The organism is Streptomyces sp. NPDC006134 (genome assembly GCF_040628835.1).
Lineage (GTDB): Bacteria > Actinomycetota > Actinomycetes > Streptomycetales > Streptomycetaceae > Streptomyces.
This window is the reverse complement of sequence record NZ_JBEXTV010000049.1, coordinates 15,118-30,456: the sequence shown is the minus strand read 5'-3', so window position 1 is coordinate 30,456 and position 15,339 is coordinate 15,118. Positions and strand designations below refer to the sequence as shown.

The following is a 15,339-nucleotide window of genomic DNA, read 5'->3' as shown; positions in this document are numbered from 1 at the left end:
AGGACTCTTAAATTGTGCTGTCATCGGGCGGCCCGACCGGGGGATTTCGGATCTTGTATGGGCGCCCTCGCGATCCCTCACAGCCGCTCCGTACAGGCACGGCAAGGCTTCCACCAGTGAATACCGGAAGGAGAAAGCCATGACCAGCGAAGACTTCATCCGCTCCCGCGAAGAGGGAGAGGCCGCCACCAAGTGGTAATGGCCGGATATTGAGCAGGACGGAGCCGGGCGGCGCGGAAAATTCGGTCGCCCGGCTCTGAAATGACAGACTTTCCACCACGGCGATGCAGGAGCCCGCGTGTTCGACCATCTGGTGAGTTCCTCGGACCTCGCAGCCCTCGACGACACCGCCTACGCGGAACGGCTCCGGGAGCTGGAAGCGGCGCTGGCGGCGCACCCCGACAGCCGGGAGCTGCTGACCCTGCTGTGCGACTGGGCGACAGGGCACCGGGACTGGAACGTGCGGCGCATCGCCGTGGAGACGCTCGCCGCCCGGTTCGTCAAGGAGGCCGAGGCGCGCGAGGCCATCTGCGCCGCGACCCACGACGACGTCGACTGGGTGGCCTTCACCGCCATCAAGGCCGCGGGCGAGCACCGGCTGCCGGAAGCGGTCGAGCACATGATCAGGATCTCGGGCTGGCCGAGCAACTTCAGCCGGCCCGCCTACGCGAGGAAACCGGTCGGGTGCGGGGCCGCCTTCACCAAGAAGGCGCTCTGGGACTTCTTCGGCACCCGGGACCCGGACGCGCTGCGCGCCCTGGAGGACGAGCATTTCGCCGACAAGCACGCCGAGATAGCGGCGGCCCGGCGCGAGCCCGACCTCCGGGACGTGGTCACGGTGCCGACCGGCCCCTTCATCGCGGGCGCGAACGCCCGGGAGATCGGCCCCTTCCAGATGGACGACACCGACAACCCGCTGCGCGTCGTCGACCTTCCGGCCTTCTGCATCGACCGGACCGCGGTGACCAACGCCCGTTACGGCGAGTTCCTCCGGGAGGCCGTCCCGGGCGGTGAGTTCGCCCACCCCGACGAGCCCCTGGGCAAGGACTACACACCGGCGCACTGGCGTGACCCCCGCTTCAACGCTCCGGAACTGCCGGTGGTCGGCGTCGACTGGTACGACGCCTACGCCTTCTCGCGCTGGGCGGGTGGCCGGCTGCCGTCGGAGGACGAGTGGGAGAAGGCCGCCCGCGGGACCGACGCCCGGACCTACCCGTGGGGCAGCACCTGGGACGCCGGCAAGGCGCGGTGCGTGCTCGGCGCGTACGGGCGGGAGGAGATCCGCGACCTGGAGGAGCTGGAGGAGCTGCTCGTGCGCACCACCCGGACGTGGCCGCCCGATCCCGTCCTGCCGGCCGACGCGCTGCCCGACGGCGCCAGTCCCTACGGCGCGCTGAACATGGCGGGCAACGTCTGGGAGATCACGCGCACCAATTTCTTCACCCGTGCGGACATGGCGCCCTTCTTCAAAGGGCGGAAGGGACCGGAGTTCATGAACCGCCCGGAGGCATTCCACGTACTGCGCGGCGGCACCTGGACCTCACCACCGGTCTGCCTCACGACCTTCTACCGGGGAAAGGATCTGCTCACCGACCGGCACAACGAGGTGGGATTCCGCTGCGTATACGACGCACCCGCCTCCTGAGCGCGACGGATTCCCCGCCCCTCCCCCATACGCGATATTCGTACGTCCGCCCTTTCCGTGGCGCCCGCTGCCACGAGTCTCATCGAACGGAGCCCTTCTCCATGGTGGACCGGAGCATCACTGCCCGGCGCATTCGCTTTTCCCGCAAGAACGGCACCTTCGGGTCCTTCGACGGCGCCCAGTTCGACGTCGAGAAGTTCCTCTCGCGCGCGCTGGTCGGACGTCTGGCGATGAACGGGCCGGTCGTGCGCCCTTTCTGGTTCGTCTGGGAGGAGGAGGCGTTCTGGATGATCACCGGTGCCTGGTCCGTCCTGGACGAACGGCTGCTGGCCGATCCCTCGATCGAGCTGGTGATCGACACATGTGATCTGGAGACGGGTGAGACGCTCCAGGTCATCGGGCACGGGCGGGGATACGTGGTCGATTTCGACGTGGAGCGGGGCCGGCGCATCCTCACCAAATACGCCGGGCCGGACGAGGACCACTGGGACGCCCGGTTCCGGTTGCGGCCGGACCCCTCCGTCTACGGCACCCGGCTGGCCAAGCTGGTCCCGGACGACATCTGGACGGTCGACCTCTCCTTCGTGCCCGCCCCGGTCGCCCGGCAGCGGGACACCGGAGCGGCCGGTACGGGAAGGCGTCCGTAGGCCGCCATGCCCTCTCTCTCCACGATCCTCGTCTTCCTCGCGGCGAGCATCGGTCTGCTGCTGATCCCCGGACCCGTCGTCGTCTACCTCGTGACCAGGAGCGTCTCCCAGGGCCGCCGTGCGGGCCTGGTCTCCCTGGTCGGCGTGCACCTCGCCACGTCGGTCTACGTCCTGCTGACGGCGCTGGGGCTCTCAACCCTGCTCACCGCGTCGCCGACGGCCTTCACCGTGGTGAAGTACCTCGGTGTCGGCTATCTGGTCTGGCTGGGCGTGTGCAAGCTGTGGACCGCACGCGCGCACCGCGTCGTCGACGGTCCCGTCGCCGGGCAGACGCGGGACTCGCTTCCGCGGGTGCTCTGGGACGGCTTCGTCGTCAACATCCTCAGCCCGAAGAGTCTCATCTTCTTCACCGCGTTCCTGCCCCAGTTCGTGGACACCGACCGCGGCCCCGCCACCTTCCAGCTGCTCTTCTTCGGAATCCTGTTCACGGTCGTCGCCATCCTCAGCGACGGCGCCTACACCCTCGTGTCCAGCGCGCTCGCGGGCAGACTGCGCCGCAGCCCCGCCGTCCAGCGCCGTCTGGACCGCTCCAGTGGCGTCGTCTATCTGCTGCTCGGGGCGTTCGCCGCCCTGCTCTCGCCGTCCTGACCACAGCGGCCGGCCCGGGACCGGCGGAGACTCGGTTCTCCGGGCGGAAGACGTCCTCCCGGATCATCGCGGGGGGTGCCGGGATGCTTCGGCGGGGTGGAGTCCTCAAGGCTGCGGGGTGGAGCCCTCAAGGCTGCGGGGTGGAGTCCTCAAGGCTGACGGCGGTTGTGTGTGGGAGGGGGAGACGAACCGGGCTCGGCGCGTGAGCGGCGGTGCGCCGCCGGATCAGGAACGGCGGCGGTGCCCACGGTGGTGTGCGCTCAGCAAACCTGCGGGCCGACGAGGGTGTTGCGAAGGGGGCCGAGCCGGTCGGCCTCCACCTCGACCGTGTCGCCGGGGCCGCGTCCTGCCGGCGGGGGACGCCGCGCATCTCATGCCGCCGTTCGCCGGCCAGGGGCTCGGCGCGGGCGCCCGGGACGCGATGAACCTGGGCTGGAAACTGGACGCCGTACTGCGGGGCCCGGCCGACGACCGCCTGCTGGACACCTACGGCTCCGAACGGCTGCGGCACGCCGTCGCGTTCGTGGAGTTCTCCATGAGCCTCGGCCGGATCATCTGCCTGACCGATCCCCGCGAGGCCGCCGAGCGCGACGCCCGCATGCTCGCCGAGTGGAGCGCCGGCCGGAAGCCGCCGGCCCCACCGCGGCCCCGGCCTCCACACCGGCGCACACGGCGGAACCCTCGCCCGGCAGGGGCGGGTGCGCGCCGGGGGCGGTGAACCGCGTTTGTCCGACGACGTGTTCGGCGGGCCCGGCGTGCTTCTCTCCCGTACCGCGGACGCGCCGGCCGGAGAGGCCGGCGGCGGGGTGCACGACGTCGAGGACACCGACGGCACCTACGCGGCCTGGCTCGACGACCTGGACGCGCACGTGGTGCTGGTGCGGCCCGACTTCCACCTCTACGGCACCGGCGGCCCGGACGACGCCGCCGCGCTCGCCGCCGGCTTCCTCGCCGCGCTCGGGACCGGGCCCGCCGCCGGTACGGAGACCGTGCCGCCGGAGGCGGGTACACCGCTCACCGCACACTGAGCCGCCGCTCGCCTGCCTCGGCCTCCTGGCCCGCGCCCGCCGCCCCCGTCCCCCGGACGCCGTCCGCTCCCCTCACCCGCTCCGTCGCCCTGCGGCCGGCCCGGCGTGCCGCACCCCCGGCCCACGTCACCGCGCAGGAGACGACCGCCCGGGAGGTCCACCGCAACACCGGCAGGGCCTGCGGAGACCCCTCGGTGGACAGCCGGCCGCCCGCATCGCCGCGGACGAGAACCTCCCCATGCTGTTCTGCCGCGACCTGTGCCGGGCGGTACCGGGCCTCGATCCGGATGGCGCCGTCACCGCCCTGGCCGATGCCGTCCGCGGCTTCCGGATGCCCGGAGCCACCCTGCCCGGCTTCCGGGAACGGTCCCTGCGGATCGCCGCAGCCGGCATCTACGACCTCGGCATCCACCGCGAACACGTGCTGCTGCCGCTGCTGCGCGCCCTCGACGCGGGGGCCGCACCAGGCTGCCACCGCCCCAGCCCGGTCCGCGCGCTCCCGGGACCTGGCCGAAGCGGGCGGTGACCACGCGGAACCGGGCCTGCTCCAGCGGGCCAGGGCCTGCGGGGCCCGGGGGCGCGCCTACCGGAGGACGGTGTCGCGGCCCGGGCCGCCTTCGACGGTGTCCTTCCCGGGGCCGCCGCCGACCAGGTCGTCGCCGCCCTCGCCGTGCAGTGTGTCGTCACCGGGGCCGCCGAGGACGACGTCGCGGCCGTCCCCGCCCATGGCGTGGTCGTCACCCGGGCCGGCGTACACGAGGTCCGCACCGCCGTACGCCTCGATCATGTCGTCGCCCGGGCCACCCCGCAGCCGCTGGCCGCCGTCGTCGCCCATCAGGTGGTCCATGCCGTCGCCGCCGTCCAGGACCGCACGCCCCATGACCATGTCGTCCCCCGCGTCGCCCCGCACCGTGTGCGCGGTGTGGGCGTGCAGTTCGTCGTCGCCGGGGCCGCCGCGGACGGTGGCGACCGCGGGGTCGCTGGTGACGATCGTGTCGTCGTGGTCGCCGAGGAGGATGTCGATCCTGTCCGGCCGGGAGCCGCCGGTGGGCAGTTCGCAGACGACGAAGGTGTCGTCCCCGGGTTCGAGGTACGCGCAGTGGTCGCCGGGTTCGAGCGGGACCGCGTCGCGGAAGCCGATCCGCCGGACCCCGGCGCCGAGATCCATGGGGATCACGTGGAGATCGTTGGCCTGTCCCGCGGCGGCGGTGAAGACGATCGACCGGGTCGCCCAGTCGGCGCCGACGCGGGCCTTCGCCCCGGGGGCGACGGGGGCGGCAGCCGCCGGGGCGGCGGCGAGGCCGGTGGTGAGCAGGGTCACGGCGACCGCGCGGGCGGTGGCTCCGGGTCGGTTCATGGAACCTCGTCTCGATATGCCGACCGGTGGGTCGGCCTGCTGGTGGGATGACTGCCGGGGACCTGACGGGCGGCCGTGACGGCGGCGTTCTCGTGACCGCCCTCCCGAACAGGGGGCGGCTCGTGGGGAGTCCGGGACGAGCCACCGCGCCGCGGCCGGCACGCTCCGGCGCCCCGGACGTCCTCACGGCGGCACCGCCCGGCCCCACTCGTCGGCCGCCACCACGAGACAGGCCGCGACCAGGACGACGTTCTTGATGATGTACTGGCCCTCCAGGGTGAGGACCGGCGCGCCCCCTGCCACATCTCCTCGGGGAGCAGCAGGAGCGCGGAGAAGACGCCGCCCATGTGGGCGAAGAACCCCACCAGGGCCACGCGGAGCAGCACTCCCGTGACGAGGCCGAGGCCGAGGCCGGTGGCCGTCTCGGACGCCGCCGGCATCCGTAGGCACCACGTCCGGCGGCAGCAGGCCGAAGGTGAGCTTCGTCGCGGCCCGCACGGCGCCCCCTTCGGCGGGGCCAGCCGCGGGGAAGAACTCGGGGACGCCGAACCAGAGAAACACCGCGCCCACGCAGACCCTGAGAAGCCCCGGGCCGCGCCGCCGGACCCGGCCGGCCAGGGACCGGGCCGCCCGGGTGGCCCGCCCGCCGTCCCCGGCTCCCTTCGGGGCGAGCCCCCGAGCGGGTACAGGCTTCGCTCGCCGACTCTCTTCACCGCCGTACCCCGCCCTTTCACACGTGCTCGCACGCGGTCGTCCGAAGGCTCCCGGGCACCGGGCGGCCGGGAGAGAGGGAGGCACCCGGTGCCCGGAGCGGGTGACGCGTCACCCGCTCCGGGCACCGGGACACCGGCCGGCCCCGGCAGGGCCGGTCCGTCCCGGCCGGGGCCGGGTGGTGCGGCCCCGCGTCAGCTCACGTTCACGTCCACGCAGGCGTAGAAGGCGTTGGCGGTGTCGGCGATGTTCCACACGGCCAGCACCTTCTGCTTGCCGGTCAGGCTGCCGAAGTTCACCTGGTGGGTGACGGTCTCGCCCGGCCGGGCGCCACCGTCGTCGAACTCCGCGATCTTCCGGCCGCCCGCGTAGTACTGCCAGGTGCTGGTGGCGTGCCGTGCCGTCAGCCGCCAGTTGAAGCTGGTCGTCCGGCTGACCGAGGTGACCTTCCAGCCCTTGCTGTCGTTGTCGAGCTCGGCGAAGGCGGCGTTCCCTCCGCTGCAGCTCATCAGGCCCTTGGGACCTTCGACGCTCTGCGGCTCGTACTTGATGGAACCGCAGGAGACCAGGCCGGCGGCGCACTGGGCCTGCCGGCTGGGGGGCGAGGATATGTAGCCGTGCGCGCTCGCGGTGCCGGCCGGAAGGCTCACGGCCAGGAGCGGGGCGATCCCCGCGCCGATGGCGGCGGCCAGCATCTTCTTGCTCTTCATGACGACTCCTGTGTGGGGGTTCGTGCCCGCCCACCCGAAGGCAAGGTAGGCATGAGCATGTCAAGCAGCGACTCCACGGCCGCGAGGGCGGCCATGGGTGGCGAGGGAAGCGTACCCCTCTTGGTCTAGACCAAACCAGTACTCGGACGCGACCGCTGCGTCCGGCTGCCGGCGGGTCCGGACGTGGAGATCCTCGCCGCCGCCCATGCCCTCACGGGCGGCCCCGAGGCCACGGCTCCCCTCCTCGGCTCCGCCTCCGCCACGGGCGCCCCGCTCCCGGCCGCGGAACGCCTGGACACCGACCGGGCCCCCGCCGCGGCGACGGCTGCGCCGGGGGCGGCGGGGGCGGCGGGGTTCGCGGACACCTTCGCGCGAGGGGGCCCCTGTCCCCGGAGGCAGCACATGCGTGGACCCGGTCGCGGGCGTCGCAGTCGCCGGACCACCGGCAGCGGACCCCCCGTGGACCGGCCCCGGGGATCCCGGACCGGCCCCTGCCCTTCTTTCCTGCGGCCCCGGCCCTACCTGGTCCGGTACGCCCGAAGGAAGGTCCGCACCTCCTCGCCGAAACCGTCCGTCAGTCCCTGCCGATGACGACCACTTCGTCCTCGACCGCCCAGCGGCGCCGCTCGTCCTTGGGCGGATTGATCCGCACGCCGTAGCCGGGGCTCGTCGACGAGTCGGCGTGGCTTCGGTAGCCGATGGCGCAGTCGCCGCGATGCCGTGCCGCGGCCACCACCGTGGCGAAGGACGTCTCACGCCCGGGCAGTACGTAGTCGGTGGCCGGCCGCAGGCGGACCCCGGTGCCGTCCGCGGAGAACAGCTCCTCGAACACCCCTGCCAAGTGCCGGTTCTGGGATATCTGTGCCATGAGCAGGCCGATGAGCTTGCCACTGATGATCACGTCGGCTCCGGGGCCGATGGGGGCCAGCGCCCGGTTGCGGTCGTCGACCAGTTCGGTGACGACCGGCAGTTCGCGCCCGGTGGCTTCCTCCAGTCGGCGCAGCAGCAGGAGAGTGACGAGCGTGCGGTTGTCGGGGGCGTCCGGCGGCTGTCCGGGGCGGGGGTCCCGGCCGAGCACGATCACGCTGTCGTAGGAGTGGACGTCCAGACGCCGCAGGGTCTCGGGACGGGTGACGTCCCCGTGGTGCAGTGTCAGGCGCAGACCGGTGCCGCTGTTCGCGTCGGCCTCGTTCACCTGCCGGGCCGTCGCCTCGCCCCGCTCCGCCACCACGTCGACGGCCGATCCGGGCCGGGCGCGGCGCCGCAGCTGGTCGACTATGAGCGGTGCCCGGCGATTCCAGCCCAGCAGGAGAACCCGCTCCGCCCGCGCGGGCGTCGAAGGGCCGGACGCCATCGCCGCCTCCTCGACCAGCTCCGCGCAGTCGCCCAGCCGGGCCGTGTCGTCGTCACGGGAGATGACGACGAGCAGGTCGTCCGGAGCGATCGGCGTCCTTGGCGGCGGGTTGAGCAGGGCGGTGTCTCCTCGCACCAGCCCGACCACGCTCGACGTCGGGTAGGACAACAGCGCCTCGCCGAACGGGCGGCCGGCCAGGGCCGGCTCGGTGATCAGGTAGAACTCGTCACCGGCGAAGTCGAGGAGCTCCTGGTGGACGAGGGAGAGCCCGGGGCGGCGGGCGGCCTGGACGATCAGCCGGGCGGTGACGGTGTCACTCTCCAGGACGATGCCGCCCGGTCCGGCGGCGAGGCATGCGGCCAGGCGGTACCGGTCGTCCCGGACGGCGGCGACGACGGGCGGACGGTTCCGCTCCCCGGCCAGGGCCGCCCTGAGCGCCAGCAGTGTCTTGACCACCTCGGCATCGGCGTCGGGCTCGTCGTGCGGCAGGATCAGCACGACACCGGCCGTGGCCGGGCTCGTCAGAGCGAGCACGGCCGGGTCGGTGGTGGGGCCGCTGCGGCAGATCAGCCGCGTACGGCCGGTGGCGCCCACCTTCGTGCTCAGAGCCTCCTCCATGAGGGTCTTGTCCCGGTCGGCCAGCACCGCCACCGCGCCGCGCCGCTGGTTGGCGTTGGCGGCCACCAGCTCGCTCACCACCGTGAAGACCTGCTCCGACCACCCCAGGACCACGGCGTGTCCCTGTTCGAGCACGGTGGAACGGCCCCGCCGCAACGCGGTGAGCCGCTCCGTGAGCGCCGTCGTGATCAGGCCGACGAGCGTCGAGACGTACAGCAGAGTGACCAGTGCGAGCAGCACCGACATCGTCACCCGCAGCGGTGTACCCGTCGCACCGCCCAGCCGCAGCGTCTCCCCGGTGAGGCGCCACACCCGCGCCAGCCGGTCCGTCAGGGACGCCGGCGCGTCGGGGTCGGTCCACACCAGCACCGCACTGGCCGGGACGACGACGGCCAGGCACAGCAGCGCCATCCAGCCGACGAGGGCGGCGGCACCGCGGGCCAGCGTGCTGTCGAACCAGTAGCGGGCTCTGTCACCGAACGGAGTACGCCGCTGCGCCATCCTCCCCCTCCCTCCGTCGCCTCCCCTCCCTCACCTCGCGCTCCCGCGAGGCCCTGTCGGCGCCGCGTACGCGATGCGCCGCGCAGGCCCGCCGGAGAGCACGGATGTGGACGCGCGTGTCGTCGCAGTGTGGAGGATCGGCCGCCACGTCATACGGGTTTCGCGCCGCGTTCATCCCTTCGGGTTTTCCGATCGGTTCACGTCGGTGGATCCCCTGTGCCGTCAGGGTCCGCCCCCGCTTAGCTCCTTCGAGTCAACGCCGGAGGGAAGGGCGGACGTCCGGCCACGGCCGCCGGTACAAAGGCCGCCATGACTGAAGATCACGCGGTGGCGCGTCCAGAAGGCGGTTTCTCCCGGAGAGGCTTCGCGGCGGTGGCCGGCACGGCCACGGTGGCCACGGCCCTGACCGGCGGTGTCGCCGCGGCTCTGCCCGTACCGGCCGCCCCGAGCGACACCCGCGGTGCCGACTTCGACCGGTGCCTGGCCGTCGCCCGCGCACTGCTCGTCCTGGACTCCGACGACCGCCCCCTCGTCCCGCGTTACCAGAGCGTCCTCCAAAAGGGACTGCCGGCTCAGCGACGGACACGGCCCAAGAACGTCCTGGTCATCGGCGCCGGCCCGGCCGGCCTGGTGGCCGCCTGGCTGCTGAGGAGGGCAGGCCACCGGGTGACGGTGCTGGAGGCCAACGGCAACCGGGCGGGCGGACGCGTCAAGACCTTCCGGAGCGGTGGCCACGAGCGCGCCGAGCAGCCCTTCGCCGACCCCCGCCAGTACGCCGAAGCGGGCGCGATGCGCATCCCGGGCAGCCATCCCCTGGTGATGGAGCTGATCGACCAGTTCGGCTTGAAGAAGCGGCGTTTCCACTATGTCGACGTCGACAGCGAGGGGCGTCCCGCCCACCGCACCTGGATCCACGTCAACGGCATCCGCGTGCGGCGCGCCGACTACGCCCGCGCGCCCCGGCGCGTGAACCGGTCGTTCGGTGTCCCCCGGGCTTACTGGGACACCCCCGCCGCCACCATCCTGCGCTCCGCGCTGGACCCGGTGCGCGACGAGTTCAGTTACGTCGACCGTGACGGCAAGCGCGTCGACAAGCCGCTCCCCGAGCGGCTGCGGGGCTGGGCCCGCGTGGTGCAGCGGTTCGGTGACTGGTCGATGTTCCGCTTCCTGACCGAGCACGCCGGCCTCGACGAGCGGACCGTCGACCTGATCGGCACCCTGGAGAACCTCACCTCCCGCCTCCCCCTGTCCTTCATCCACAGCTTCATCGGCTCCTCCCTCATCAGCCCCGACACGCCCTTCTACGAGCTGGAGGGCGGCACGGCCGTACTGCCGGACGCCCTGCTGGAACGCGTACGCAAGGACGTGCGGTTCGACCGCCGTGTCACGCGCATCGAGTACCACCACCCGGACCGTCCGTCGCCGGACTCCGGGCACGTCCGGGGCAAGGGCCCGCACGTGTGGGTGGACACCGTGTCGGAGGGCCGCGGCGGTCCCGTCGTACGCGAGCAGTTCACCGCGGACGCCGCCGTGGTCACGGTGCCGTTCTCCGGACTGCGTCACGTGCAGATCGACCCGCCCCTGTCGTACGGCAAGCGCCGGGCGGTCTGCGAGCTGCACTACGACAGCGCGACCAAGGTGCTGCTGGAGTTCAGCCGCCGTTGGTGGGAGTTCGACGAGGCCGACTGGAAGCGTGAGCTGAACCGTATCGACCCGGGTCTGTACGACGCCTACCGCACCGGCCGGGCCGCCGCGGACGGCAGCCTGCTCGGCGCGCACCCCTCGGTGCCCGACGGGTACATCACGCCCGGTCAGCGCACCCACTACGCCGCCAACCGCTCGATCGCGCGCGACCAGCCGGAGGCGGTCGACGTGGTGGGCGGCGGCTCGGTGTCGGACAACGCCAACCGGTTCATGTTCCACCCGTCCCATCCGGTCGCGGGCAGCGCGGGGGGTGTGGTCCTGGCCTCCTACACCTGGGCGGACGACGCTTCGCGCTGGGACTCCCTGGACGACGACGCGCGGTACCCGCACGCCCTGTGCGGCCTCCAGCAGGTCTACGGTCAGCGCATCGAGGTCTTCTACACCGGCGCGGGCCGCACCCAGAGCTGGCTGCGCGACCCCTACGCCTACGGGGAGGCGTCCGTGCTCCTGCCCGGACAGCACACGGAGCTGCTGCCCGCCATCCCCGTGCGGGAAGGGCCGTTGCACTTCGCCGGGGACCACACGTCCGTCAAGCCGGCGTGGATCGAGGGAGCCGTGGAGTCCGCCGTGCGCACCGCCTTGGAGATCCACACCACATGAGACGCGCGGTCCGCTTGGCGACGGCCTGTGCGTGGGGCACGACGGCCGCTGCCGGAGCGGGCCGAGGGAGCGCCGGGGCAGCACGGAAGACCCTGCCCCGGCGGGCGTCGGGCCGGGGCAGGGCAGGGCAGGGTGACGGCGGAGAGCGTGCTGCCGGAGACGGTGCCCGGCGTGGCTTTCCCTGCCGGGCGGCAGAAGTGGCTCCGGCGAACCGGAGGGCTCGCCCGGCCCGCTCGAATGCGGTCGGGTCCCTACGGTCTGGCTCGCGGACCGGGGACCTCCTCCAGTGACACCCCCAGGTCCAGCTCGTCGACGAGGACGGGCTGCCCGGACAGCATCGACCGGTTCGCCGCGATACCGACGGCCACGGCACGCACACCGTCGAGGTATCCCGCCGGGCGGCCCAGGGGATCCGCCTGCAAGCGCAGGTCGCGCCGGAAGACGTCCATCAGGAGAAGGGCGTCCCCTCCCCCATGACCGCCGATCCCGTCAGGGATGATCACCTCCTCCGCGCGGCTCCAGTGCTTCTGCACGACGAGGCGCTCCTCGGCAGGACGGACCGGGTCGGCAGCAGGGGCCTCACGCGTGGCGGAGGGGTCGAGGACGACGTTGCCCTCACCGTCGAGCTGGACGTGTCCTCGCTCGACGACGGTGAGTTCGGCCCTGCCGAGCGTGCCGTTCACCGAGACCCGGTACCCCTCCCACGGGCTGTGGGCGTTGAGCGCGTACGTCAGGGTGGCCCCGCGCCGGTAGTCGACCAGGACGGACATGTTGTCCTCGATGGTGACGCCCGGGGCGAACGGGTCCTGGTCACGGCGGTATCCGTCATGCTGCTCGGCCCGCAGATAGAGGGCTTCCAGCCGGGGATCGGCACGCAGGTCGAGCGCGAAGGGGTCGGGGCCCGCGCCGGTGCCCCGCTCGGGGCGGGGCCCCATGCCGCGGGCAGCGGCGTTGGCGTCACCGTAGAAGCGCAGCGCCCCCGAGGCGTAGACGCGGACGGGCACGTCGTCGATCCACCAGTTGACGAGGTCGAAGTGGTGACTGGCCTTGTGGACGAGCAGACCGCCGGAGTCGGTCTTCTCCCGGTGCCAGCGGCGGAAGTAGTCCGCGCCGTGCATCGTGTCCAGGACCCACTCGAAGTGGACGCCGGTGACCTCGCCGATCATGCCGTCGGCGATGACCTGTCGCAGGGTCGCATTGCGGGGCGCGTAACGGTAGTTGAAGGTCATCACCAGGTCGTTGCCGGTGTCGGCGACGGCCCGGATGATGCGCCGGCAGCCGGCGGCGTCGGTGGCGAGCGGCTTCTCCACCACGACATCGGCGCCGGCCCGCAGGCTGCGGTCCACCAGGTCGGCGTGCGTACGGTCGACGCTGGTGACGACGACGGTCTCGACCCGCTGCTCGGCGACCATGCGCTCGAGCCCTTCGGGGGTGTAGCGGGGCAGCCCCGCCGCTCCACGGCCGAGGGCACGGCCAACCTGGATGTCGTAGTAGTCGATGCGGGCGAGGTTGGGGTCCAGCCATGCCACGATCTCACCGACATCGGCGTGGTCGCCGGTCAGGGCGGCGACATACATGCCGGCGCGGTGACCGGTGCCGGCGATCGCGTACCGGCGGCGAGGCCGGCCTGCGACAGGCGGTGCGAAATCACCCACCACGCCGGGGCCGGCGGCGGCACTGACACTCGACGCCGGCAAGGGCGCGGTCGGGTTCTGGTCCACGGGGCTGCGCTCGGTCACGTGTATCTCCGGCTTTCGTCGGTCGCGGATGGGGTGGGGGCGTGGGGGCAGCCGGCCTGTACGCTCGGCAGGCCGCTGCGTGTGCCCCCGTCCGGGGTTCGAGTACGGCGGACGGGCACACGGTCACGACCGGCGGTGACCGTGCGCCGGGCGGCGACCAGGTCACGCCGGTCTCCCTCCGTCGTCCCGTCGTCCCGTCGTCGGGCGCATCGGGCCCTGGGATACCAGCTTGGGGAAAACGCTTGCCATGAAGTCAATACTCCGGCAGCGGTTCATGTCCTGAGCTGCGTTTTCGGCAGGGCAGCGGCGGACGACGGCCTGGCGGCGTCTTCGCCGGGCCGACCAGTGCGGTGTGGGGGTGACGGGATCGCGGCCGGCTCGCGGGCGGGCAGGAGAGCGTCCAGGAACCGCCGGATCTCCGCCACGGTGAGCGGGACGAGGGCCGATCCGTTTCCGCAGCCCTTTCTGCAGCCCTCTTTGCGGCATCGCCGCTGCCCCGGGCCGCGCCTGGTGTGCGCCGACGCCGTGGCCCACCTGTGCGGCGCCGATCCGTGCGACCTCATCTACTCCGTCGGCTCCCTGCCGTACCGGAACCCCGACCGGCTGCTGCCCGCCCTGGCCAACGCTCTCAAGCCGGGCGGACGGCTGCTCTTCCCCGCGCTGCACACCAACTCGGACGGCAAGTCACCGGCATCCACCTCGTTCCGTAACTCCTGAAGGACGGTCTGCCAGGTGCCGTCGGCCGACCGGCGGCGGTGACGCTCGCAGACGGTCTGCCAGGGACCGTACCGTTCCGGCAGGTCGGGCCAGGGCACTTTGGTCCGGGCCCGGAACAGCACCCCGTTGATCGCCCTGCGGTGATCCGCCCACTGCCCGCCCGGCTTGCCGTTGCCGGGCAGGAGGGGGTCGGTCTTCCGCCACTGCGCGTCCGTGAGTCCGTGGCGCCGCACCATACGGGCGTCCTGCCCGGGCGACCACGAGGTCCGCCCAGCCCACCAAGAGCCGTCAGAAGCGGCCTGCAAGCCGGAGCGCGACGCGGGACGCCCGCCCTGGTGGGCAGTGGCCCGAGTCGTACATGTCCGCGAACAGCGTCACCGGGCTGTGCGCCGGCCCGGACCGCGGCGAGCTCGCGGACCGGGCCGGCATGGGCGTGGGTGTCCGAGGCCATCGGACAGAGTGGCCGGGTCAGTCCCGGCGGGGAAGGCCGGGTTGACGAGCAGCGCCCGGCGCTCGCGGCCCTGGGCGTCCTTGCCGATGGGCAGGAAGGTGGGCAGCTCCCACACCTGACCGGTCCTGGAGTGGGCCGCCACGTCACCGACCATCAGGGGGCCCGAGTAGGTCCAGTCGGTGAGGTTCTTGGAGGTGTAGAGGAGCGCGGTGCCGCCGATGACCTTGCCGTCGGTGGCCTGGACGCCGGAGCCCATCAGCTGGAAGCAGGTGTCAACCTCCTTCCAGACGAAGGGATCGCGGAAGTCACCGAAGCGGACCTTGCGTCCGGCGCCGACGTCCAGGCCGGCGGTCTGGCTGGTGACGAGGGTGGGGTGCATCTTCCACTCGGTCAGGTCGCTGTCGCCGGGGTGAGGGCGCTGTCGTGGATCTTCACCTCGTCGATGAGTCCGTTGAACATGTTGACGGCGAACGTGCCGTTGACGACGGCGGGCTGGTTGTGGCGGCCGATGATCAGGGGAACGTCGGCCTTGGCCAGCCGTGCGGTGGTCGGGACGGAGGTCTGGGCGACCTGCTCGCCGTTGAGGAAGAGCCTGATCTCTCCCTCACGCGGGGCGAAGACGGCCGACAGGTGCGCCCACTTGCCCGCGGCCAGGGCCGCCGTCTTCGGGACCGTCGTCTCGTACCACGCGTCGCCGGTTCCGATCCCGAACTGCCATCTGCCGTGCCGGCCGACACCGAGGGAGAAGCCTCGCTCGGCCGCCTTGTCCTGCTGGTTGACGACGGCGGACGGTTTGCCCTCGTCTCCCCACTCGAAGGCGCGCGGCGCGACCCACGCCTCGACGGTCAGGCCGTCCGCGGGCAGCTGCGTCTGCGCCGCGGCGCGGGTGCCCCAGGTGGAGTAGCCGTC

At 72.5% G+C, this 15,339-nt stretch carries 14 protein-coding genes and 1 pseudogene; 8 read left to right on the top strand and 7 right to left on the bottom strand.

Going from position 1 to position 15,339, the window contains the following annotated elements; genetic code table 11:
* Positions 1-298: 298 nt before the first annotated feature.
* From ABZ340_RS27355 to ABZ340_RS27330, 6 genes are all read left to right on the top strand, one after another.
* On the top strand, positions 299-1,645 hold the full coding sequence (locus tag ABZ340_RS27355; protein WP_358784486.1) for an SUMF1/EgtB/PvdO family nonheme iron enzyme: 1,347 nt from the start codon (positions 299-301) through the stop codon (positions 1,643-1,645).
* 101 nt (positions 1,646-1,746) lie between these two features.
* Positions 1,747-2,292, top strand: coding sequence for a pyridoxamine 5'-phosphate oxidase family protein (locus ABZ340_RS27350; protein ID WP_358784485.1), 546 nt, complete (start codon positions 1,747-1,749; stop codon positions 2,290-2,292).
* Between the two features lie 6 nt (positions 2,293-2,298).
* Positions 2,299-2,940, top strand: coding sequence for a LysE family translocator (locus tag ABZ340_RS27345; protein WP_358784484.1), 642 nt, complete (start codon positions 2,299-2,301; stop codon positions 2,938-2,940).
* Between the two features lie 373 nt (positions 2,941-3,313).
* Entirely contained in the window at positions 3,314-3,658 is a 345-nt protein-coding gene (locus ABZ340_RS27340; RefSeq protein ID WP_358784483.1) for an FAD-dependent monooxygenase, read from the top strand.
* Positions 3,659-3,665: 7 nt separating this feature from the next.
* Positions 3,666-3,968 carry a hypothetical protein gene (locus ABZ340_RS27335; protein WP_358784482.1) on the top strand — a complete coding sequence of 101 codons (303 nt, stop codon included), beginning with the start codon at positions 3,666-3,668 and terminating at the stop codon, positions 3,966-3,968.
* Positions 3,969-4,206: 238 nt separating this feature from the next.
* Positions 4,207-4,494, top strand: a complete 288-nt coding sequence (locus ABZ340_RS27330; RefSeq protein WP_358784481.1) for a hypothetical protein — start codon at positions 4,207-4,209, stop codon at positions 4,492-4,494.
* 57 nt (positions 4,495-4,551) lie between these two features.
* Here the strand turns inward: ABZ340_RS27330 and ABZ340_RS27325 are convergent, their stop codons facing one another.
* The 3 genes from ABZ340_RS27325 to ABZ340_RS27315 all read right to left on the bottom strand — a co-directional run bounded on the left by ABZ340_RS27325 (position 4,552) and on the right by ABZ340_RS27315 (position 9,219).
* Positions 4,552-5,325 (bottom strand): calcium-binding protein, encoded by a 774-nt coding sequence (locus ABZ340_RS27325; RefSeq protein WP_358784480.1) that lies wholly within the window; start codon positions 5,323-5,325, stop codon positions 4,552-4,554.
* 905 nt (positions 5,326-6,230) lie between these two features.
* Positions 6,231-6,746, bottom strand: a complete 516-nt coding sequence (locus ABZ340_RS27320) for a lytic polysaccharide monooxygenase auxiliary activity family 9 protein (RefSeq protein ID WP_358784479.1) — start codon at positions 6,744-6,746, stop codon at positions 6,231-6,233.
* 574 nt (positions 6,747-7,320) lie between these two features.
* Complete coding sequence (locus ABZ340_RS27315; protein WP_358784478.1) at positions 7,321-9,219, bottom strand: NAD-binding lipoprotein; 1,899 nt, start codon at positions 9,217-9,219, stop codon at positions 7,321-7,323.
* A gap of 309 nt (positions 9,220-9,528) precedes the next feature.
* On the opposite strand from ABZ340_RS27315, the gene ABZ340_RS27310 reads away from it, so the two are divergent.
* A complete protein-coding gene (locus ABZ340_RS27310; RefSeq protein WP_358784477.1) occupies positions 9,529-11,523 on the top strand; it encodes an FAD-dependent oxidoreductase in 1,995 nt (664 codons plus the stop codon).
* A gap of 251 nt (positions 11,524-11,774) precedes the next feature.
* Here the strand turns inward: ABZ340_RS27310 and ABZ340_RS27305 are convergent, their stop codons facing one another.
* Positions 11,775-13,178, bottom strand: a complete 1,404-nt coding sequence (locus ABZ340_RS27305; RefSeq protein ID WP_358784515.1) for a Gfo/Idh/MocA family oxidoreductase — start codon at positions 13,176-13,178, stop codon at positions 11,775-11,777.
* Positions 13,179-13,787: 609 nt separating this feature from the next.
* Here ABZ340_RS27305 and ABZ340_RS27300 point away from each other — a divergent pair.
* Positions 13,788-13,979: a class I SAM-dependent methyltransferase gene (locus tag ABZ340_RS27300; protein WP_358784518.1), complete on the top strand. Its 192-nt coding sequence runs from the start codon at positions 13,788-13,790 to the stop codon at positions 13,977-13,979.
* A 14-nt stretch (positions 13,980-13,993) separates the two neighbouring features.
* Here the strand turns inward: ABZ340_RS27300 and ABZ340_RS27295 are convergent.
* From ABZ340_RS27295 to ABZ340_RS27285, 3 genes and pseudogenes are all read right to left on the bottom strand, one after another.
* Positions 13,994-14,215: pseudogene (locus ABZ340_RS27295) on the bottom strand (transposase); the annotation flags it as partial.
* A 138-nt stretch (positions 14,216-14,353) separates the two neighbouring features.
* Complete coding sequence (locus ABZ340_RS27290) at positions 14,354-14,809, bottom strand: hypothetical protein (RefSeq protein ID WP_358784476.1); 456 nt, start codon at positions 14,807-14,809, stop codon at positions 14,354-14,356.
* A gap of 11 nt (positions 14,810-14,820) precedes the next feature.
* Complete coding sequence (locus ABZ340_RS27285) at positions 14,821-15,294, bottom strand: LamG domain-containing protein (RefSeq protein ID WP_358784514.1); 474 nt, start codon at positions 15,292-15,294, stop codon at positions 14,821-14,823.
* Between the last annotated feature and the right edge of the window lie 45 nt (positions 15,295-15,339).